Source organism: Anaeromyxobacter oryzae (assembly GCF_023169945.1).
Lineage (GTDB): Bacteria > Myxococcota > Myxococcia > Myxococcales > Anaeromyxobacteraceae > Anaeromyxobacter > Anaeromyxobacter oryzae.
In genome coordinates this window covers 5772515-5790688 of record NZ_AP025591.1, presented here as the reverse complement: position 1 = coordinate 5790688, position 18174 = coordinate 5772515, and the positions used below count along the sequence as shown (strand labels likewise).

Genomic DNA, 18174 nt, shown 5'->3' with positions numbered 1-18174 from the left:
GGATAACCCACGGTCAGGCGGCGCGGGGCGCCTTGTTCCGGCCCTCCGCGCGGGCGAACGGCGAGAAGCGGATCGACCAGACCTTGCGGATCGCCTCGAGTACGATCTTCTTCGACATCTTGGAGTGCCCGACGCGCCGGTCGGCGAAGACGATGGGCACCTCGGCGACCGTGAAGCCGCGCCGGATCGCGCGGTAGGTCAGCTCGATCTGGAACGCGTAGCCGGAGCACTCGACGCTGCCGAGGTCGATGGCCTCGAGCACTTCCTTGCGGAAGCACTTGAAGCCGCCGGTCAGGTCGCGGACGCCGACGCCGAGGATGGTGCGCGCGTACAGGCTGCCGCCGCGGGACAGGATCTTGCGGCCGACGCCCCAGTTCACGGTGCCGCCGCCCGGGACGTACCGGGACCCGAGCACGAGGTCCGCGTCCCGCGACTTCGCGAGCATCACCGGCAGGTACTTCGGATCGTGCGAGAAGTCGGCGTCCATCTCGAGGACGAGGTCGTAGCCGCGCTCGAGCGCCCACGCGAAGCCGGCCAGGTACGCCTTCCCGAGCCCCTGCTTCCCGGCGCGGTGGAGCACCTTCACGCGCGGGTCGCGGGCGGCGTAGGCGTCCGCGAGCTGGCCCGTCCCGTCGGGAGAGTTGTCGTCGATGACGAGGACGTCCACCTCGGGCGCTGAGGCGAGGATCGCCGTCAGGATCGCCTCGAGGTTCTCCTTCTCGTTGTACGTGGGCAGGCAGACGACCGCCCGGCGCGCTCCGCTCATCGCATCACCCCCACGACCTCTTCCGCCACCCGTCGCGCCGCCCCGGGCTCCCCGAGCGACGCACGTACCTCTCTCAGCCCCGCGAGCTGCGACTCGCGCGCCGTGCGATCCCCGAGGAGCCGCTCGATCTCCGCGGCCATCCGCTCGGGGTTTGCCTCTCCCTGGAGCAGCTCCGGGACGAGCCCCCTACCCGCCAGGATGTTCACAAGCGCGAAATGGGCAATCCGCACGAGGAGGCGCCCCACGAGGTAGCTCAGCCACGACAGCTTGTAGACCACGACCATCGGCCGCAGCATCAGCGCCGTCTCGAGCGTCGACGTCCCGCTCTTCACGAGCGCGGCGTCGCTCGCGCCGACGACCTCCTCGGTGTGGCCGTCGACGAGCGTCACCTCGAGCCCGGCGTGCTGCGCGAGGTACGGCTCGAGCGCGGCGCGCGCGAGCGTCGGCGCGACGGGCACCACGAACTGTGCGTCGGGGTGCGCAGCCTTGAGCCGCTCGGCGGCGTCGAGCATCGGCGGGAGGAGCCGCTGGAGCTCCGAGCGACGGCTGCCGGGGACGAGCGCGATCGTCGTGCGCGCTCGCGCGAGCCCCAGCTCGACCCGGTACGCGTCCGGCGCCGAGGGCGGCGGCTTCTCGGCGAACGGGTGGCCGACGAAGCGCGCCGAGACGCCGGTGCCTTCGTAGAAGCGCTCCTCGAACGGGAGGATGCAGAGCATCCGGTCCACGACCTTCGCGATCTTCCGCGCGCGGCCCTGGCGCCACGCCCAGATGGTCGGCGAGACGTAGTAGACGACCGGGATGCCGAGCTTCTTGAGCCGGGCGGCGAGGCGGAGGTTGAAGTCCGGCAGGTCCACGAGCAGCGCCGCGCGCGGACGCCGCTCGGCCGCAGCGCGCGCGAGCGCGCGGAGGATGCCGAGGATGCGCGGGATGCGCGGGAGGACCTCCACGAGCCCCATCACCGAGATGTCCTCGGCGGGCGCGAGCACCTCGAGGCCCATCGCCCGGAGCTTCGGGCCGCCGACGCCGAACGCCCGGAGATCCGGGCGCATCCGGCGCAGCTCGTCGAGGGCGCGCGCTGCGTGAAGATCGGCGCTCGCCTCGCCGGCGACGATCAGGATCTCTTCAGGCATCGCGGCCGCTTATAGCACGCGTTCCATGTTGGGGCGGTCGCACCCGATCGCGGCGGGCATTGCGGCGCACGATGTTTCATGATGCGATGGCGTCTCGGGGGGGACGCAGACATGCAAAGCGACCGCGTCCGGGAGTACGCGTTGCTGGGGGTCACCGTTTTCGCGCTGTCCGCGGCGACCGCAGTCGAGCATTTCGTCATCCATCGCCAGGTCATCTTGCCCGTCATCGCGGAGGGCGTGCCGCCCGCGCCGTGGATGTGGGGTGCGCTGTTCGTGCCTGAGCTGGTGGTGTGCTTCCTGGCCGGGTGGAGACTGCGCGGTCCCGCCGCGATCATCAGCTACGCGATCGCCGCAGCGCTCCACCGCGCGGCCTGGGCCTGGATGCTCGCCCGCACGCACCAGCCCGGCCACGAGATGGCCGCCGGAGCGTTCGGGTTCGAGCTCGTCGCCGCCGCGGTGCTGTACCTCGCGGTGTTCTGGGTCGCGTCCGCGTCGGCGCGCACGCCGGGGTTCGTGCCCGCCGCGGGCGACTAGGTGCCGCCGCCGCGCTCAGCGCTCAGCGCTGGCCGGCGGCCACCAGGATGAACCGGAGGGCGAGGCCGCCGGCGAGCACCAGCGCCGGCGCCGCCAGCGTCGATCTCAGGTGGAGTCGCGCCTCGAGCGCCTCCAGCAGCGCCGGCACCGCGAGCCCCGCGATCACGACGAGCGCCCAGAAGGGCGCGGTGAAGGCGCCGCCGAGGAGCAGCTCGGCCGCGGCGCGGCCCGCGGCGCCGCCCGTCGAGAGCCCGACGAGGAAGAGGGCGAGGAGGAGCACCTCCCCGCCGATCGCGACGAGGTCCCACCGGGCCAGCGCCGTCCGCTCGCCCGGCGAGACCGGGAAGAGCATGAGGAACGCGGCGCCCGTCGAGAGGCCGGAGACGAGGAACAGCGGGCCGAGCAGCGCCGAGCCCCAGAGCGCGCGGGCGCCGAGCGTCGAGAGCAGGATCCCGGTGTAGACGCCGAGCCCGACGCCGGTCGCGACGGTCCAGGTCCGGAGCGCGGCGGCGCGCGGCAGCGCGAACGCGCGGGCGCGCCGCACCAGGTCGCCGAGCGGGCCGGCCCGGGCGGCGAGTGCCTCCGCCTCGTCGTCGGCGAGCCCGGCGAGCCCTCCGAGCAGCGTCACCGGGTACACCACGACGAGGATCCACGCGCCCCACGACATCGGGCTCGTCCAGCGGAGCGCGAGGTAGAAGCGGAACACGTGGGCCTTGTTCGCGAGATCCAGGAAGAGCGCCGCCATGCCGACGGACACGAGGACCGGCGCGGCGAACGGCAGCCAGCGCGCGGCGCGGGACCGCTCGCCGGCGCGGCCGGCGAGGACCGCGCCCAGGATCATGACGCCGGCGGCCATGCCGCCGAGGAACAGGTAGACCGGGATCTCCCACCCCCAGACGTGCAGGCGGGGATCGACGAGGGCGCTGTGACGGGAGAGATCGAGCTCGTGCATGGTGGTGTCCTCCGCGCTACCCCGAGCAGCCGCCGCCGCCCGCCTTCCGCTTCACCGGCGCCGCGCCTCCGCCAGGCGCCGGCGCCGGCGCCGCCTGCTTCACCCCAGTGAGGGCCGCGGCGACGCCCGCCCGCAGCCGGTACGCCTCGACCTCCTCCGGCGGAGCGCCCGGGGCGGGCGGCGCCGGCGGCGTGAGCGCCCAGGCCTTCCAGGCGGCGAAGCCGCCGTCCAGGACGAGCACCTCGCCGTGGTACGCCCGGACCTCGGGCGGGAGCGGCTCGACCGTCCCCGCCCCCACCACGACGAGGTCGCGCGCGGCCGACACGTCCCCGAGCGCGAGGTCCTTCAGCGTCTCGGGCGGCGTGCACTCCGCGCCGGGGATCCGCCCCGCGGCGCATGCGGCCAGCGGGCGGAGGTCGAGGACCCGCACCGCCCAGGGCGCGTCGAGGACGCGGCGGGCGAGGGCGGGCGGCGCGATCCGGCCGGGCGACGCGACGGCAGCCGTGGACGAGGGCAACGCGAGCGTGGCGAGGCCCACCGCGGCGGACGCGGCGAACCCCGCGAAGACGAGGCGCTTCGGCGCGCGCGGCGAGGCCGGCGCGTCCGCGCCGCCGAGGATCGCCTCGAGCTTCTCCGCGCCCACGAAGCACGCGACGGCCATGACCGCGACGAAGAGCGCGACCACGGCGGGCGGAAGGTGCAGCAGGTCGTACAGGTACAGCTGGCCGAGGTACCCGCTCTCGGTGAAGTCCGCGAACCGCTTCACCGAGAGGAGCTCGCCGTAGACGACCGTCCCGGCGACCACGCCGGCGACCGTCGCGAGCCCGTCGAGCTTCCCGGACGCGGCGGCCACGAGCGACGTCCCCGGGCAGTACCCGGAGACGATGAACCCGACCCCGAGGACGAGGCCGCCCACGATCATCGGCCAGAGGTAGGTCGCGCTCGTGGCGGTGCCCGCCACGGCGCGGAGGTCCATCAGGCCGAGGCCGGACAGCACGACGGCTCCGAGCATCGCCGTCACGATGGCGCCGAACATGACCTTGAAGACGGTCATGTCGTACCCGTAGAACTGGCCGACGAGCTTCTGGGCGCGCCCGAAGCCCGCGCGCTCGAGCACGAAGCCGAACCCGAACCCGATGGCGACCGCGACGACGAGCCCGAGCTCGCGCTGCGCCCCGACGAGCGACTCGAACGGGAAGACGTTCATCGCCACTCCCTCCGGACGAACCAGGCGAACGCGTATCCGCCGGCGAACACCGAGAACATGAACGCCCAGCTCCCCGCGGAGAGGAGCGCGCCGCCCGAGAGCGCCTGGCCGGACGTGCAGCCGCGGGCGAGCTTCGCGGCGAAGCCCATGAGCCCGCCGCCCAGGACGGCGAGCCCGAGCCGCGCCGCGCCCGAGATGCGCGGGCCCCTCAGGATCTCCCGCGACAGGCGACCGGACGTGTACGAGGCCACGAGCCCGCCGAGCGCGACCCCGAGCACCTCGAACACCAGCCAGTCGTCGAGCGGCGCGCCGTGCTCGGCGACGCCGCGCAGGCCCGGCGCCCGGGCGACGTGGCCGGGCGCGACCGCCTGCACCGCCGCGACGCCGAGCCGGAACGACGCGCCGGACGCGCCGAGCCCCTTCCCCATCACCACGTACGCGGAGAGGAGGACGAGGCCGAGCGCGGCGCCGGCCAGGTAAGGGTTCCAGAACTTCGCGGGATCGCGCGCGGGGCGCTCCGTCACCGGACCGTCCATGGTGCCTCCTAGACGAGGTAGAAGACGTTGGGCGAGGTGCCGGCCTCCGGCCGGACGACCTCGTGCCGCCGCGACCGGAGCAGCCGCGAGACGGGGCTGTCCGGGTCGGCGAGATCCCCGAAGGTGAGCGCGCGGGTCGGGCAGGTCTCGACGCAGGCCGGGTCCTTCCCCCTCGCCGCGCGGTGCAGGCAGAACGTGCACTTGTCGACGTGCCCCGCCGGGTGGACGTACCGGGCGCCGTACGGGCACGAGGCGACGCAGGCCTTGCAGCCGGTGCACTTCGCGGCGTTCACGAGGATCACCCCGCCCTCCGCGACGTGAGAGGCGCCGGTGGGGCACGCCGCCACGCACGGTGCGTCGCCGCACTGGTTGCAGCGCTCGGAGCGGATCTGCATCGCGAGGTCGGGGAACGTTCCCCAGGTCTCGGTGGCGATCCAGCTCCGGAAGCCGCCCTCGGGCAGCGCGTTCTCGGTCTTGCAGGAGATCACGCACCCGTTGCAGCCGACGCAGCGGCGGGTGTCGACCGCCATGCCGTAGCGCTTCTTCGCGGCGGACATCTAGGCAGCCTCCCCGGCGCGCTCCAGGCGCACGAAGTTCACGTTCATGCCGGTGCCGCCCATGATCGGGTCCACCTTGTAGCGGCTCGTGAGGAGGGAATCGGACGCGCCGCGGCCGTGGGCGTAGCGGAGCCTCCGCGCCGTCTGCCCCCAGCCGTGGACCAGGTAGACGCAGTCGCCGCGGATCCGCTGCGTGAGCTTCACCTTCACCGGCGTCGAGCGGATGCCGTCCTGGTTCACGAGGACGACCCGCTCGCCGTTCTCGAGCGGGCGGAGCTCGAACCCGGGGAGGCTCCGCGCCGCGTCCGCGTTCAGCCAGACCTCGTTCTCCGGGAACGGCTCGGCGAGGAGCCGGTTGTTGACGGTGCGTCCGAAGGTGTGGAGCGGCGCGCGCCCGGAGAGGAGCCGGAAGTGCCCCGGCGGCCCCTCGTCCTGCGGCACGTACACGGGCAGCGGATCGAAGCCGAGCTGGGCGAGCTCCTTCGAGAAGAGCTGGATCTTGCCGTTCTCCGTGGCGGCGCCGACGGGAGCGCCTTCCTCCTCGCAGGTCGGCGCCGCGGGGCCGAGCAGGACGCCCTTCGCGGCGAGCTCGTCGTACGGCAGCCCCTTCTGCGCGAGCCGCGTCCGGACGTACTCCTTCGCGTCCTTCCACGGGAACCAGCCGCCGAGGCCGACGTGCTCCGCGAGCGCCTTCGCGATCCACCAGCCCGGCCTCGAGTCGTACATCGGCTCGACGGCCGCCTGCCGGAGCGCCACGAAGGGCCGCTTGTAGGGGGGCGCGGACACGTCGTCGTCGCGCTCGAGGTACGTCGACTCGGGGAGCACCACGTCGGCCCAGCCGGTGACCTCCGCCGGGAGCACGTCGATCGCCACCATGAACTCGAGGTTCTGGATGGTGTCGAGCAGCTCCTTCCGGTTCGGCATCGCCTGGAGGAGGTTGCACCCGTAGACGATCCAGGCCTTGAGGTCGTACAGCGCGTGGCCCGGCTTGGTCGCGTCGCACAGGCCGCTCGCGAGGACCTCCGTCGCGAGCGGGTACCCGCCCGCCTTCGGCTTGTCGGTCGGGTCCTTGGCCGGCGCGTGCGGCAGGTCCGCGGGGAGCGGGTACGCCGGCACGGGGAACTTGGACGCCGTGAGATAGCCGCCGCGGCGGCCCCAGCTCCCGAGCAGCGCGGCGAGGATTGCCATCGCGCGCTCGCGCTGCGTGTCGTCGCCGTACCAGACGGTGTGGCGGCCGGGGTGGACGAGGGACGCGGGCCGGGCGCCGCCGATGAAGCGGGCGGAGGCGCGGATGAGCTCCGGCCTCACGCCGGTGATCGCGTAGGCCCACTCGGGCGTCTTGTCGGCGACGTGCGCGGCGAGGGCGTCGAACCCCTCCGCGTACCGCGCGACGTACTCGGCGTCGTACAGCTTCTCGGCCACGAGGACGTTCATCCACGCGAGGAGGAGCGCGATGTCGGTGCCGGGCTTCACGGGCAGCCAGAACTTCGCCTTCGACGCGGCGACCGAGAAGCGGGGGTCGACCACCACGAGGCCGGCGCCCTTGCCGATCGCCTCTGCGAGCTCCTGGACCTGCGTGTTGTGCATGTTCTCGCCGAGGTGCGAGCCGATGAGCGTGATGCAGCGCGCGTTGGCGAGGTCGATGGGCTCGGGCGAGCCGAGCGGCGTCCCGAAGGTGAGGGTGAACGCCGCCTCGCGCGGACCGCGGCACTGGGCGTACGAGGGGGCGCCGACGTTCGGCGAGCCCCACGCCTTCATGAAGTGCTTGAACCAGACGCCGCCCGAGCCGTGCGTGAAGAGCGCCACGGCCTCGGCGCCGTGGCGCGCCTTCACCTGGAGGAGCTTCTCGCCGGTCTCGTTCAGCGCGGCGTCCCAGGAGACCTCCTCGAAGACGTCCTCGCCGCGCTTCGCGCGCCGCACGAGCGGGCGGCGGAGGCGGTCCGGGTCGTAGAGGAGGCCCGTCGCGCCAGCGCCGCGCGGGCAGAGCATCCCGCGCGAGAGCGGGTGCTCCGGGTTGCCGGTGATCTTGGTGACCCGCCCGTCCTTCACGTGGGCGAGCACCCCGCATCCCCAGAAGCACAGCTCGCAGTAGCTCGCCACGACGCGGTCGCCGTCCGTGCCCGGGTCCGGCACCGGGTCCCGGTCGAGCCCCCACCAGCGCGTGCCGAGCCCGGACGCGACCGCGGCTCCGCCGGCGCCCGCCGCGCCGATCTGGATGAACTTCCGTCGGGTGATGGCCATCGAGAGTCCCTCGGGCGCGTCAGCGCCGGCACCGCTCCATGCAGCAGACCAGGTTCCGCAGCGCCGGCTCGGCGAGCCGGTACCGGGCGAAGCCGTCCCGCCGGGTGGCGGAGACCAGGCCATGGCTCCGCAGGATCCGCAGCTGCTGCGACACGATGGGCTGGGAAGCGCCGAGCCGCTCGGCGAGCCCGTTCACGTGCGCGTCCGCCTCGCACAGCGTCGCGACGATCCGGAGCCGAAGCGGGTGCGCCACGGCCTTCAGGACCTCGGCGATGTGCTCGGCGCGTGCGGGATCCGTCTTCAGTGGCTTCATGTCTCGACCTAGCGAGATTGCTACATCGCGACACCCCACCTGCACGCGGCGAGCCCGGGGGAGCGAACGCGGCGCCATGCCGCGCCGTCGAGGTCGCCGGACGGCACCGGCGCGCGATCACACGGCGCAAGCGCCCGGAGGGACGCGAGCGAGCGGGCGAGCGGATGCGCACCGTGTGCGTGCAACACGCAGGACGCGCGAGCCTTGCGAGCATCGCCGGGTGGGTGACAGCACGCACTTCCGGGTGAGGAGGCGCACCCAGCGGCGACGCCGGAACGGCGTCAGCGGCGGCACTTCTCCATGCAGCGGACGAGGCCGCGCAGGTTCTGCTCGACGAGCCGGTAGGTGGCGAAGCCGCCCTCCCGGCTCGCGGCGACGAGGCCGTGGCTGCGCAGGATGCGGAGCTGCTGCGAGACGATGGCCTGGCTCGCCTCGAGCTTGTCGGCGAGCGCGGTCACGTTCTCCTCGCCCTCGCACAGGAGCGCGACGATCCGGAGCCGCAGCGGGTGAGCGACGGCCTTCAGGACCTCGGCGACGTGACCGGCGCGGTCGGGATCGGAGGAGATGGGGGGCTCGAGCCGGGTCGACACGCGGCGATTGTACCGGAGATCGCCGCGCGCCGCCCCTTCCCGACCGCCGGGATCCGGCGGACTCCGGCGCGGCTACCCGCAGCCGCCGGAGATCTTCTTCTTCGCGCCACCCGCCTTCGGCCCGCCGCCCGCCTTGAGCAGGCTCGGCTGGTACCCGGCCTTCGCGAGCGCCTGGATGGACTGGAGCGTCGCGCCGCGGGCGGACGGATCCGGGTACGCGAGCCAGGACTGGAGCTGCGCGAGCGCCTCGGCGTAGCCGTCCGGCGGCCCGGCCTCCGCGAAGAGCGGGACCGGCAGGGCGAGGGCGAGATACCAGGCGCGCGCGCCGTCGACGAGGTAGTGGATGCGCGCGCCCGAGGACTGCTTGCGCGCCTCGGTCACGAGCTTCTGCGCGACCTCGTCCTTGCCCGCGTACACGAGGACGAACGGCCGGCCGGCGGCGCGCGCCGCGACGTCCGCCGCGGACGCGCCGGGGGCGCTCTCGGCGCCCGGGAGGTGGTACCGTGCGTACGCGTCCGCCGGCCGGACGTCGAGGACGAGGGCCTTGCCGTCGGCCTCGACCAGCCCGGCGGCGGCCTTCCACACGTCGAGCGCGGCGTCGGCGGCGCGCGGGGTCACGTCCGGCGGAACCTCCGCGCGCGCGGAGTGGCCGGTCGCGACGGCGCCCACGAGGTAGAGGGCCGCGGCCCCGAGGAGGAGGGCGGCCCCCTTCTTCGGATCGAACGTCACGAGAGGCTCCTTTCCTGCGCCGCGGCGGCGCGGGAGGGGACGGCGGCGGGGCCGATCTCGACCGGCGCGGCGAGCCGCGCGCGGACCATGCGCTCGATCCGGCCGACCGCCCAGAACGCGCCGACCGCGAAGAGCGCGACGGCGAAGACCATCACGCCGGACGAGACGTGCGCCCACTCGTGCAGGAGCACCCTCCCCTTCGCCCCCGAGCTCGCGAGCGGGGCGAAGGCGTCCGCGCCGAGGGTGTACGCGGCGGTTCCGACCAGGATGCCGCCCATGAACAGGAGCGCGTCGATCTTGCCGGAGACGCCGGCGACGATCGAGGTGCCGGGGCAGTACCCGCCCACGATGAAGCCGGCGCCCACGAGGAGCCCGCCGACGAGCTGACCGCCGGCGAAGGTGTCGAGGATGCCGATCGAGGAGAGCGGCAGGATCCCGAGCAGGTCCAGGCCGTAGAGGCCGAGCATCGCCGTCACGATGGCGGTGAACATCACCCGGAGCACGCGGAAGTCGCGGCCGTAGAAGACGGCGGCGAGGTTCCGCGCGGTGCCGAACCCGGCGCGCTCGAGGGCGAAGCCGAAGCCCATCCCGACGAGGACGGAGACGAGCATCTCGGCGGGGTGGCCGAACTTCAGCACGAGTGAGAGCGGTCCTTCCATGGCGTCACCTCCCTAGATCCACTGCCGGCGGAGGAACCACGCGAGCGCGTAGGCCCCGCCGAAGACGGAGAACATGAAGACCCAGCTGCCGAGGGCGAGCTGCGCCCCGCCCGTCAGGGCCTGGCCGCTCGTGCATCCGCGCGCGAGCTGCGCGCCAAAGCCCGCGAGCGCGCCGCCGAGGACGGCGAGCACCCACCGGTACTGCTTGTCCGCGCGCGGACCGAGGACGGTCTCGACCTTGAAGCGCCGCGCGGTGAACACCGCGATGGCACCGCCGATCGCCGTCCCGAGGGACAGCCACACGATCCACTCGTCCATCGACGAGCGCGTCGGGTCCGCGAAGAACGCGGCGATGTTCGGGTTCTCCTCCGCCCAGGTCGGAGAGACGGCGTGGATCGCCGCGGCCGCGACGTGCTTGAAGCTGCCGCTGGCGCCGAGGCCGCGCCCGGTGAGGACGAAGCTCGCGAGCAGCACGAGGCCGAGGAAGAAGCCGGCCAGGTACGGGTTCCAGTACGGTCTCTGCTCCACCTTCTCGTTCTCCACGTTCACTCCTCCTCGGGCGCGCCCGACGCCTCTGCGAGCGGCTCCGTCGCGTGCCCGAGCTTCTTCACCCACTTCGGGCTGTGGTGCTTCGCGTGATGGAAGTCGATCTTCCCGGTGACCATCGACCTCAGCGCGGGCCGCTCCTCGGCGATGACGGCGGCCATCGCGAGGTGCACCGCGACGCCGACGAGCACGAGCGCGATGGCGAGCTGGTGCACGACGATGGCCGCAGCCACGATCGGGGCCGGCCCGAGGTGGAAGGTCATGACGACGCCGCTCGCGATGATGGTCGCCGTCGCGACGAGGACGAACATCGCGAAGAGCTTCTGGCCGGCGTTGTACTTGTCCTGCGGCGGCAGCGGCCGCTTCCAGAGGCCCGCCATGGCCAGCGGCTTCACCGCGAGCCACACGAGGTCGTCGCGCCCCACCCGGACGTCCTCCCAGACGTGCCGGACGTTCTGCTTGAAGAGCAGGAACAGCGGGACGATCAGGGCGGCCCAGGCGATGCCCCAGAGCACGTGCACGTTCACCAGCGCCGCCTTCCCGCCGAGCGCGCGGGCGAGCGCCGCCGGGAACGCCGTGCCGAAGAAGGCGAAGCTCGCCGCGGACATGAGGCCGGCGCCGGTGACGACGAGGAGGGCCCAGGAGAGCGCGTTGAACCAGTGCAGGACGCGCAGGCCGGCGGGGTGCCGGTGGAGCTCCGTGGGGGTCGGGCTCGGCGTCGGCGCCGAGGACGAGGCCGGGGGCGTCGCCGCGGCCTCCTCCTCCTCCCTCCTCACGCGCTCCTTCCGCGCCTTCAGGTTCACGACGAGCCCGCCGGCGATCGCGAGCATCCCGATGCCGGGCACCGCGTTCCGCGCGATGGGCGTCGTCACCCGCCACGTGCGCGCGAGCCAGCTCCGCGAGGGCGGGCGCACGACGCCGGCGGCGAGGATCGTCTCGCGGGCCCGCGCGCCGGCGTAGAGCGTCCGCGGGCGGACGTCGATCCCCGGGACCGCGAGCGGCCGCGCGTCGCGCGCCCGCGCCGCGACCGACACGGGCGACGAGGGGTCGTCCAGATCGCCGAAGACGCGGCACTCCGCCGGGCACGTCTGGACGCACGCGGGCTGCTCGCCGCGGGCGACGTAGGGCGCGCACAGGTTGCACTTCTCGACGACCTTCTTCACCGGATCGACGTGGCGCGCGCCGTAGGGGCAGGCGCTCACGCAGCTGCCGCAGCCGATGCACACGTCCGCGTCCACGACGACGACGCCGTTGGCGTCGACGGTCGTCGCGCCCGTCGGGCAGTCGGTCGTGCACGGGTGCGCCTCGCACTGCATGCACAGCCCCGGGTAGAAGGTGACGGCGAGGTCGCCGCCCGCCCTGGAGCCGGTCTCGAAGGTGCGCACCCAGTCGCGCGCGGCGCCGGGCCCGGTGTCCCACTGCTCCTTGCAGGCCGAGAGGCAGGCCTTGCACCCGACGCAGAGGTCGAGATCCACGAGCATCGCATGGCGCATGTCAGGCCACCGTCCTCTCGGCGCGGCGGACGGTCACGAGCTGCGTGCGCATGCCGGTCGAGCCGCTGATGGGGTCCACGGCGTAGTCGTCGATCACGGCGGTGTCGTCGCCGCCCTGGCCGCGCGCGCGGTGGAGCCGGCGCGACCAGTGGCCGAAGCCGTGGACCATGTAGACGGCGCCGTCCGCCTGGCGATCCGTCACCTTGAGCGGCAACGGCCCCGTCTCGCTCCCCTTGTCGTTCTGGACCAGGACCGGCGTCCCGTCCTCGAGCCCGAGCGCCGCCGCGTCGGCGGGGCTCATCCAGAGCGCGTTCGTGGGCTCGAGATCCGCGAGGATGGGGTTGTTCTGCGTCCGGCCGAACGTGTGGAGCGGGCTCCGCCCGTAGAGGAGACGGAAGCGCCCGGCGGGCGGGAGCGGCGGCCCCTCGCACGTCGGGAGCGGGGCGAAGCCCTTGTCGGCGAGCTGCTGCGAGTGGAGCTCGATCTTCCCGGAGGGCGTGTGGAAGTGGAACGGCTCGCCGTCCGCGAGGTAGAGGGGCGTCTTCCGCGGCGCGAGGGCGATGCCGTCCTTCCGGAGCTGGTCGAGCGACAGCCCCGCGCCCGCGAGGCGGACCGAGAGGTAGTCCTCGAACGTCGCCCAGGGGAAGAAGTCGCCGACGCCGAGCCGCGCCCCGAGCTCCTTCGCGATCCGCCAGGCGGGGCGCGTGTCGTGCGGCGACTGCACCACCGGCTGCCGGAGCCCGACGTAGGGCGTCTTGGTGAAGCCGATCGACAGGTCGTCCCAGCGCTCGAGGTAGGTGTCCTCGGGGAGGAGCACGTCGGCGTACTGCGTGATCTCGGTGGGGAGGACGTCGCAGACCACGAGCAGGTCGAGGTTGCGGATCGCGTCCACCGTCTCGCGGACGCCCGGCATGGACTGGATGAGGTTCGTCCCGTGCACGAGCCAGCCCTTCACCGGATACGGCTTGCCGGTCCGGGTGGCGTCGCGGATGCCGTTCGTGGTGACCTCCTCCTCGAATGGGAAGCGGCCCGCGGCCTCGTCGACGTTCTTCGGCAGGTCCGGGAAGTCCGGCGTCGGGTAGTCCGGGACCGACATCTTCTCGGTGCGGTAGATGCCGCCGGGCCGCCACCACGCCCCGAGCAGCGCGGTGAGGATGGCCTGGGCGCGGGCGCGCTGCGTGTCGGCCTCGCCGTACCACGCGGTGTGACGGCCGGGGTGGACCGCGACCGCCGGCATCGCATTCACCATCAGGCGATAGGCGTCGACGATCCTGGCCGCGGGGACGCCAGCCCGCTCCGCCGCCCACTCCGGCGTGAACGGCGCGACGTGCGCGGCGAGCGCGTCGAGCCCGACGGTGTGGGCCTTCACGAACGCGGCGTCGTAGGTGCGCTCCTTCACGAGCAGGTGGAGCCACGCCAGGATCACGGCCGTGTCGTACCCGGGCCGGATCGGCAGCCAGACGTCGGCCTTGGACGCGACCGTGGAGAGGCGCGGGTCGAGGACCACGAGCGACGCGCCGCGCGCGCGCGCCTTCACGAATTCCTGCACCTGCGAGTTGTGCGCGTTCTCCCCGAGGTGCGAGCCGAAGAGCACCATGCACCGCGTGCGCTCGAGGTCGATGGGCTCGGGCGAGACGATCTTCTCGCCGAACGTGAGCTTGTAGCCGACGTTCCGCGCGCCCTTGCACTGTGCGTACGACGGTCCCGCGTAGTTCGGGGAGCCGTAGGCGACGAGCATCTGCCGGAGCAGGGGGCCGCCCGAGCCGTGGTAGAAGAGCGCCAGCGCCTCGGCGCCGTAGCGCGCCTTGATCCGCGAGAACCCGTCCGCGATCACGCCGTACGCCTCGCTCCACCCGGCGCGCCGGAACTTCCCCTCCCCGCGGCTCCCCGTCCGGATCATCGGGTACTTCAGCCGGTCCTCGTCGACGACGAAGCCCGCGCCCGCCTGGCCTCGGCCGCAGAGCTTCCCGTTCGCGTTCGGGTAGGCGGGGTGTCCCTTCAGCGCGAGGACGCGGTTCTTCCGGGCGCGGGCGACGACGCCGCAGTTCCAGAAGCACAGCTCGCAGTAGGTCGGCACCTCGCGATCCGGTGCGAGGCCGTCCTTCGCCTGCGCGAGCCCGAACGCCTCGGCGCGCTCCGGCGCCGCCGCCGCGCCGGCCGCGGCGCCCGCGGCCGCGAGCTTCAGGAACCCGCGCCGCGCGATCTTCACCCCGTCGTTCGCCATCGAAGCTCCCGGACCGTTCGCCGGCGATCGCGCCGGCCGTGCCGGTGGAGCCGCGAGCCCGCGCGGCGGTTCGAGAATTCGCGAAGCGGATCGCGGGCCTGTGGCGACGCGCACCGGTTGCGCGACGAGGCCGTCCGGAGGAGATCACGGACCGCGAGTCATATAGCGACATCTCTAGATTGGAATCGCGGCACGCGCGCGAAGGCGGACCGGATCGGTCCGGCTCGGCGCTCGCAACCGTTGCGCCCGGCGCCGCGAAAAGATCGCGTCGGGCCGCCGCCCCGGCTATGGCGTCGCGCCTGGACCTCCGTTCAGCCAGGCCCCGCCGTCGAGCCGGCGCGCTCGGCGCGCTCGGCGCTGGCGGTGAGCCTGCCGGTTCCTGGAGGAGCGGTTCGCCCGGGCGCTCGAGCCCTTCGCGGCCATCGCCTGCTCTGGCGGGCGATGAGCTCGCGCCGTTCGTGGATGGTGACCCCGCCGCACCCCCCTTCCCGAGCGGGTGACAAGCGGCCCGGCCCGCAGCTACAGGAAGCCGGTGGTGCAGCCACGGGCGACGACACGACCGGCCCCCCCGGTGGTTCCAGACGGGAGCCGCCGCCGGTCGGCGGCTCCCTCCCGCTGGTGGCGTCACCTCCCCTGGTCGGCTCCGCGGATCGTGATCGCGTACGCGGTCGTGGCGGTCCTCTGGATCGCCTTCTCCGATCACGCCCTCTCGCTGCTCGTGCCGGACCCCGTGCGCCGGGACGAGCTGCAGACCGTGAAGGGGGCGGCCTTCGTGGTGATCACCTCGATCCTGATCTACGAGCTGATCCGCCGGAGCGAGGCCGGCCTGCGCACGCGGACGGCCGAGCTCCGCGCCACCGTGGACAGCATCGCGGACGGCGTGCTCGTCGTGGACGCACGGCTGCACGTCGTCGAGGCGAACCGTGCGATCGTGGAGCTGCTCGGGGTCGGCGCCAAGGACGAGCTGCTCGGGCCGCTGCAGGAGTGGGGGCGGCGGTTCGAGCTCCGCGACGTCGAGGGACGCATGATCCCGTTCGAGCGGTACGCCGCCCGGCGCGCCGTCGCGGGCGAGAGGGTCTCCGCGTACGACGCGAGGCTCCGGCGCGCGGACGGCCTCGAGGTCTTCGCCAGCGTCTCCGCCGCGCCGGTGGAGGGGACGGGGCTCGCCGTCGTGGTCCTCCGCGACATCTCCGCCGCCCGCCGGCTGGACGAGGTCCGCGACGAGTTCCTCGAGACCGCGGCGCACGAGCTGAAGACGCCGCTCGCCGTGATCAAGGCGTACGCCCAGCTCGTGCAGAAGCGCGATCCGGCGGACAGCCAGCCGCTGGTCGCGATCCAGCGCCAGGTCGACCGGCTCGATCGCCTCGTGCAGCACCTCCTCGACACCTCGCGGCTGCGGCTCGAGGTCGAGGGCCGGCGCGAGCGGCTCGATCTCGGCGCGCTCGCCAGCGACGTGGTCGAGCGCATCCGGCACGGCGCGCCCCGCCACACCATCACGGTCGAGGCGCCGGCGCCGGCGCCGGTGGAGGCCGACGCCCAGCGGCTCGCGCGCGTCGTCGCGGGGCTCGTGGACAACGCGGTCCGGTTCTCTCCCGACGGCGGCCCCGTCGCCGTGCGGGTCGAGGCCCGAGCCGGCGAGGCGGTGCTGTCCGTGACCGACCGCGGCGTCGGGATCCCCCCGGAGCGCCAGGCCCGGGTGTTCGAGCGCTACTACCACGCCCACGCCGAGCGCCCCGACGACACGGCGGGCCTCGGGCTCGGGCTCGAGGTGAGCCGCGTCATCGTGGAGCGGCACGGCGGGCGGATGGCGTTCGAGAGCGCCCCGGGCCGGGGGTCGACCTTCTTCCTCGTGTTGCCGCTCGCGGCGGAGGCCCGCGCGTGAACGCTCCCGTCCTGGTGGTCGAGGACGACCCCGACCTCCTCGCCCTGCTCGAGATGGTCGTCGCGGACGCCGGCCACCGCGTCCGCACCGCCTCGAACGGCCTCGAGGCGCTGGCCCGCGTGGCGGAGGAGCGCCCGGGCGTCATCCTCCTCGACATGCGGATGCCGGTCATGAACGGGTGGGAGTTCGCGCGCGAGCTCCGGGCGCGCCACGGCCGATGCTGCGCGATCGTCGTCCTGACCGCGGCGGAGAACGCCCAGCAGCGCGCCGCCGAGATCGGCGCCGACGGCTGGCTCGCGAAGCCGTTCGACCTCGACGACGTGCTGGCAGCGATCGCGCACCACCTCGCGGACCGCGACGGCGGCGCCCCCGCCGCGCACTGACGGTGCCGGAGCGCCGTCCCGACCCGCACGCCGCGGAGCGCCGGCGCCGGTGCGCCGCTACGACGTCCGGTCGTCGATCCAGCGCTCGACGCGCGGGGGCTCGTACCGGTCGAACGCGTCGAGGAGCGCCCCGAAGTCCGGCGCCACGTGGATGACGCGGCGATGCTCCGAGCGCACGAAGCCCTCGGCCACCGCGTGATCCAGGAACGCGATGAGGGGCGCGTAGTAGCCCTCGACGTCGAGGAGCCCGCACGGCTTGGCGTGCAGCCCGAGCTGCGCCCAGGTGAGGATCTCGGCGAGCTCCTCGAGCGTGCCGAGGCCGCCCGGCAGCGCGACGAACGCGTCGGCCAGCTCGGCCATCCGCGCCTTGCGCTCGTGCATCGAGCCGACCACGTGCAGGCTCGTGAGCCGGTCGTGCGCGAGCTCGCGGAGCTGCAGCGCGCGGGGGATGACGCCGATGACCTCGCCGCCCGCCTCGAGCGCGCCGTCCGCCACCGCGCCCATGAGACCGACGGAGCCGCCGCCGTACACGAGCCCGAGCCCCCGCCCCGCGAGCGCCTGCCCGGCGCGGCGGGCGGCATCGAGGTGGACGGGGTTTCGGCCGGGGCTCGCCCCGCAGAAGACGCAGACCCTCTTCATGGCGCCGAGAGCCTAAGGCATGCTCCGCGGCCGGCGAAGCGGAATCCGGATGGGCCGTCGCCGGGGTGGAAGCTCCGACGCAGCGTGTGGGCGAATGGCCGTGGAGGCAAGAGCCGTCGTGCGCCCCGGGCGCGTCTCCCGCGCCGGGGCGCTGTGGAGGAGCGTCATCGGCAAGAAGGCGCTGATGGCGGTGACGGGCGCGATCCTGTTCCTGTACGTCTTCTTCCACCTGCTCGGGAACCTGCAGATCTTCACCGGGCCGGAGCAGATCAACCGCTACGCCGCCCTCCTGCGCGTCTCCCCGCAGCTCCTCTGGACCGCCCGCGTGATCCTGCTCGTGGCGGTCTGCGTGCACGCGGTGGCGGGCGCGCAGCTCTTCCTGCTCGCGCGGGAGGCTCGCCCGGTGGCGTACCAGGACTTCCGGCCGATCGTCTCCTCGACCGCATCCCGCACCATGATCTGGAGCGGGCTCCTGATCCTGGCGTTCGTCGTCTACCACGTCCTCGATCTCACGGTCGGCGTGGTGAACCCGAGCTTCCAGGAAGGCGACGTCTACCACAACGTGCTCGCGACCTTCGGGCGCGCCGTGGGCGTGATCGCCTACGTGGTCGCGATGGTCGCCCTCGGGTTCCATCTCTGGCACGGGCTCTGGTCGATGTTCCAGTCCCTCGGCTTCGCCAACCGCCGAGCCGCGCCCACCATCCAGCGGTTCGCCGTGACGATGGCGGTCATCCTCACGCTCGGCTTCTCCGCGATCCCGATGGCGGTGCTCGTCGGGATCCTACGGCCCTGA

19 protein-coding genes are annotated in these 18174 nt (G+C 73.6%); 4 read left to right on the top strand and 15 right to left on the bottom strand.

Annotation, left to right across the window (positions count from 1 at the left end; genetic code table 11):
- Nucleotides 1-13: 13 nt before the first annotated feature.
- A complete protein-coding gene (locus AMOR_RS25335) occupies nucleotides 14-766 on the bottom strand; it encodes a polyprenol monophosphomannose synthase (protein WP_248355321.1) in 753 nt (250 codons plus the stop codon).
- A complete protein-coding gene (gene lpxB / locus AMOR_RS25330; protein WP_248355320.1) occupies nucleotides 763-1896 on the bottom strand; it encodes a lipid-A-disaccharide synthase in 1134 nt (377 codons plus the stop codon). The genes AMOR_RS25335 and lpxB overlap by 4 nt, the downstream gene beginning before the upstream one ends.
- A gap of 111 nt (nucleotides 1897-2007) precedes the next feature.
- On the opposite strand from lpxB, the gene AMOR_RS25325 reads away from it, so the two are divergent.
- Nucleotides 2008-2430: a hypothetical protein gene (locus AMOR_RS25325; protein ID WP_248355319.1), complete on the top strand. Its 423-nt coding sequence runs from the start codon at nucleotides 2008-2010 to the stop codon at nucleotides 2428-2430.
- 22 nt (nucleotides 2431-2452) lie between these two features.
- Here the strand turns inward: AMOR_RS25325 and nrfD are convergent, their stop codons facing one another.
- The 12 genes from nrfD to AMOR_RS25265 all read right to left on the bottom strand — a co-directional run bounded on the left by nrfD (nucleotide 2453) and on the right by AMOR_RS25265 (nucleotide 14477).
- Complete coding sequence (gene nrfD / locus AMOR_RS25320) at nucleotides 2453-3382, bottom strand: NrfD/PsrC family molybdoenzyme membrane anchor subunit (protein ID WP_248355317.1); 930 nt, start codon at nucleotides 3380-3382, stop codon at nucleotides 2453-2455.
- Nucleotides 3383-3398: 16 nt separating this feature from the next.
- A complete protein-coding gene (locus AMOR_RS25315) occupies nucleotides 3399-4589 on the bottom strand; it encodes a YeeE/YedE thiosulfate transporter family protein (RefSeq protein WP_248355315.1) in 1191 nt (396 codons plus the stop codon).
- Nucleotides 4586-5125: a YeeE/YedE thiosulfate transporter family protein gene (locus tag AMOR_RS25310; RefSeq protein WP_248355313.1), complete on the bottom strand. Its 540-nt coding sequence runs from the start codon at nucleotides 5123-5125 to the stop codon at nucleotides 4586-4588. Before AMOR_RS25310 ends, AMOR_RS25315 begins: the two co-directional genes overlap by 4 nt.
- 8 nt (nucleotides 5126-5133) lie before the next feature.
- Nucleotides 5134-5682 carry a 4Fe-4S dicluster domain-containing protein gene (locus tag AMOR_RS25305; RefSeq protein ID WP_248355311.1) on the bottom strand — a complete coding sequence of 183 codons (549 nt, stop codon included), beginning with the start codon at nucleotides 5680-5682 and terminating at the stop codon, nucleotides 5134-5136.
- Complete coding sequence (locus AMOR_RS25300; RefSeq protein ID WP_248355309.1) at nucleotides 5683-7923, bottom strand: molybdopterin-containing oxidoreductase family protein; 2241 nt, start codon at nucleotides 7921-7923, stop codon at nucleotides 5683-5685.
- Nucleotides 7924-7942: 19 nt separating this feature from the next.
- A complete protein-coding gene (locus tag AMOR_RS25295; protein ID WP_248355307.1) occupies nucleotides 7943-8236 on the bottom strand; it encodes an ArsR/SmtB family transcription factor in 294 nt (97 codons plus the stop codon).
- A gap of 281 nt (nucleotides 8237-8517) precedes the next feature.
- A complete protein-coding gene (locus AMOR_RS25290) occupies nucleotides 8518-8826 on the bottom strand; it encodes an ArsR/SmtB family transcription factor (protein ID WP_248355305.1) in 309 nt (102 codons plus the stop codon).
- A gap of 72 nt (nucleotides 8827-8898) precedes the next feature.
- Nucleotides 8899-9555, bottom strand: a complete 657-nt coding sequence (locus AMOR_RS25285; RefSeq protein WP_248355304.1) for a rhodanese-like domain-containing protein — start codon at nucleotides 9553-9555, stop codon at nucleotides 8899-8901.
- The gene (locus tag AMOR_RS25280) at nucleotides 9552-10214 is read right to left on the bottom strand and encodes a YeeE/YedE thiosulfate transporter family protein (RefSeq protein ID WP_248355301.1); all 663 of its coding nucleotides are present in this window, start codon (nucleotides 10212-10214) and stop codon (nucleotides 9552-9554) included. The genes AMOR_RS25285 and AMOR_RS25280 overlap by 4 nt, the downstream gene beginning before the upstream one ends.
- A 12-nt stretch (nucleotides 10215-10226) precedes the next feature.
- Nucleotides 10227-10757 (bottom strand): YeeE/YedE thiosulfate transporter family protein, encoded by a 531-nt coding sequence (locus AMOR_RS25275; RefSeq protein ID WP_248355299.1) that lies wholly within the window; start codon nucleotides 10755-10757, stop codon nucleotides 10227-10229.
- A 2-nt stretch (nucleotides 10758-10759) separates the two neighbouring features.
- The gene (locus tag AMOR_RS25270) at nucleotides 10760-12253 is read right to left on the bottom strand and encodes a cytochrome b/b6 domain-containing protein (RefSeq protein ID WP_248355297.1); all 1494 of its coding nucleotides are present in this window, start codon (nucleotides 12251-12253) and stop codon (nucleotides 10760-10762) included.
- Between the two features lies 1 nt (nucleotide 12254).
- Nucleotides 12255-14477 (bottom strand): molybdopterin-containing oxidoreductase family protein, encoded by a 2223-nt coding sequence (locus AMOR_RS25265; RefSeq protein WP_248355295.1) that lies wholly within the window; start codon nucleotides 14475-14477, stop codon nucleotides 12255-12257.
- Between the two features lie 652 nt (nucleotides 14478-15129).
- Between AMOR_RS25265 and AMOR_RS25260 the strand changes: the two genes are divergently transcribed.
- Both AMOR_RS25260 and AMOR_RS25255 read left to right on the top strand, forming a co-directional pair.
- A complete protein-coding gene (locus AMOR_RS25260) occupies nucleotides 15130-16359 on the top strand; it encodes a sensor histidine kinase (protein ID WP_248355294.1) in 1230 nt (409 codons plus the stop codon).
- Nucleotides 16356-16742, top strand: coding sequence for a response regulator (locus tag AMOR_RS25255; RefSeq protein WP_248355292.1), 387 nt, complete (start codon nucleotides 16356-16358; stop codon nucleotides 16740-16742). Before AMOR_RS25260 ends, AMOR_RS25255 begins: the two co-directional genes overlap by 4 nt.
- A gap of 57 nt (nucleotides 16743-16799) precedes the next feature.
- On the opposite strand, the gene AMOR_RS25250 is transcribed toward AMOR_RS25255, so the two are convergent.
- A complete protein-coding gene (locus tag AMOR_RS25250) occupies nucleotides 16800-17381 on the bottom strand; it encodes an LOG family protein (RefSeq protein WP_248355291.1) in 582 nt (193 codons plus the stop codon).
- A 118-nt stretch (nucleotides 17382-17499) separates the two neighbouring features.
- Here AMOR_RS25250 and AMOR_RS25245 point away from each other — a divergent pair, with 118 nt between their 5' ends.
- The gene (locus AMOR_RS25245; RefSeq protein WP_248355290.1) at nucleotides 17500-18174 is read left to right on the top strand and encodes a succinate dehydrogenase cytochrome b subunit; all 675 of its coding nucleotides are present in this window, start codon (nucleotides 17500-17502) and stop codon (nucleotides 18172-18174) included.

Bases quoted from the DNA above. Each gene is read 5' to 3' on its own strand.
- lpxB (WP_248355320.1), bottom strand. From the start codon at position 1,896: ATGCCTGAAGAGATCCTGATCGTCGCCGGCGAGGCGAGCGCCGATCTT.
- AMOR_RS25325 (WP_248355319.1), top strand. From the start codon at position 2,008: ATGCAAAGCGACCGCGTCCGGGAGTACGCGTTGCTGGGGGTCACCGTT.
- nrfD (WP_248355317.1), bottom strand. From the start codon at position 3,382: ATGCACGAGCTCGATCTCTCCCGTCACAGCGCCCTCGTCGATCCCCGC.
- AMOR_RS25300 (WP_248355309.1), bottom strand. From the start codon at position 7,923: ATGGCCATCACCCGACGGAAGTTCATCCAGATCGGCGCGGCGGGCGCC.
- AMOR_RS25250 (WP_248355291.1), bottom strand. From the start codon at position 17,381: ATGAAGAGGGTCTGCGTCTTCTGCGGGGCGAGCCCCGGCCGAAACCCC.
- AMOR_RS25270 (WP_248355297.1), bottom strand. From the start codon at position 12,253: ATGCGCCATGCGATGCTCGTGGATCTCGACCTCTGCGTCGGGTGCAAG.
- AMOR_RS25310 (WP_248355313.1), bottom strand. From the start codon at position 5,125: ATGGACGGTCCGGTGACGGAGCGCCCCGCGCGCGATCCCGCGAAGTTC.
- AMOR_RS25315 (WP_248355315.1), bottom strand. From the start codon at position 4,589: ATGAACGTCTTCCCGTTCGAGTCGCTCGTCGGGGCGCAGCGCGAGCTC.
- AMOR_RS25295 (WP_248355307.1), bottom strand. From the start codon at position 8,236: ATGAAGCCACTGAAGACGGATCCCGCACGCGCCGAGCACATCGCCGAG.
- AMOR_RS25265 (WP_248355295.1), bottom strand. From the start codon at position 14,477: ATGGCGAACGACGGGGTGAAGATCGCGCGGCGCGGGTTCCTGAAGCTC.
- AMOR_RS25280 (WP_248355301.1), bottom strand. From the start codon at position 10,214: ATGGAAGGACCGCTCTCACTCGTGCTGAAGTTCGGCCACCCCGCCGAG.
- AMOR_RS25335 (WP_248355321.1), bottom strand. From the start codon at position 766: ATGAGCGGAGCGCGCCGGGCGGTCGTCTGCCTGCCCACGTACAACGAG.
- AMOR_RS25305 (WP_248355311.1), bottom strand. From the start codon at position 5,682: ATGTCCGCCGCGAAGAAGCGCTACGGCATGGCGGTCGACACCCGCCGC.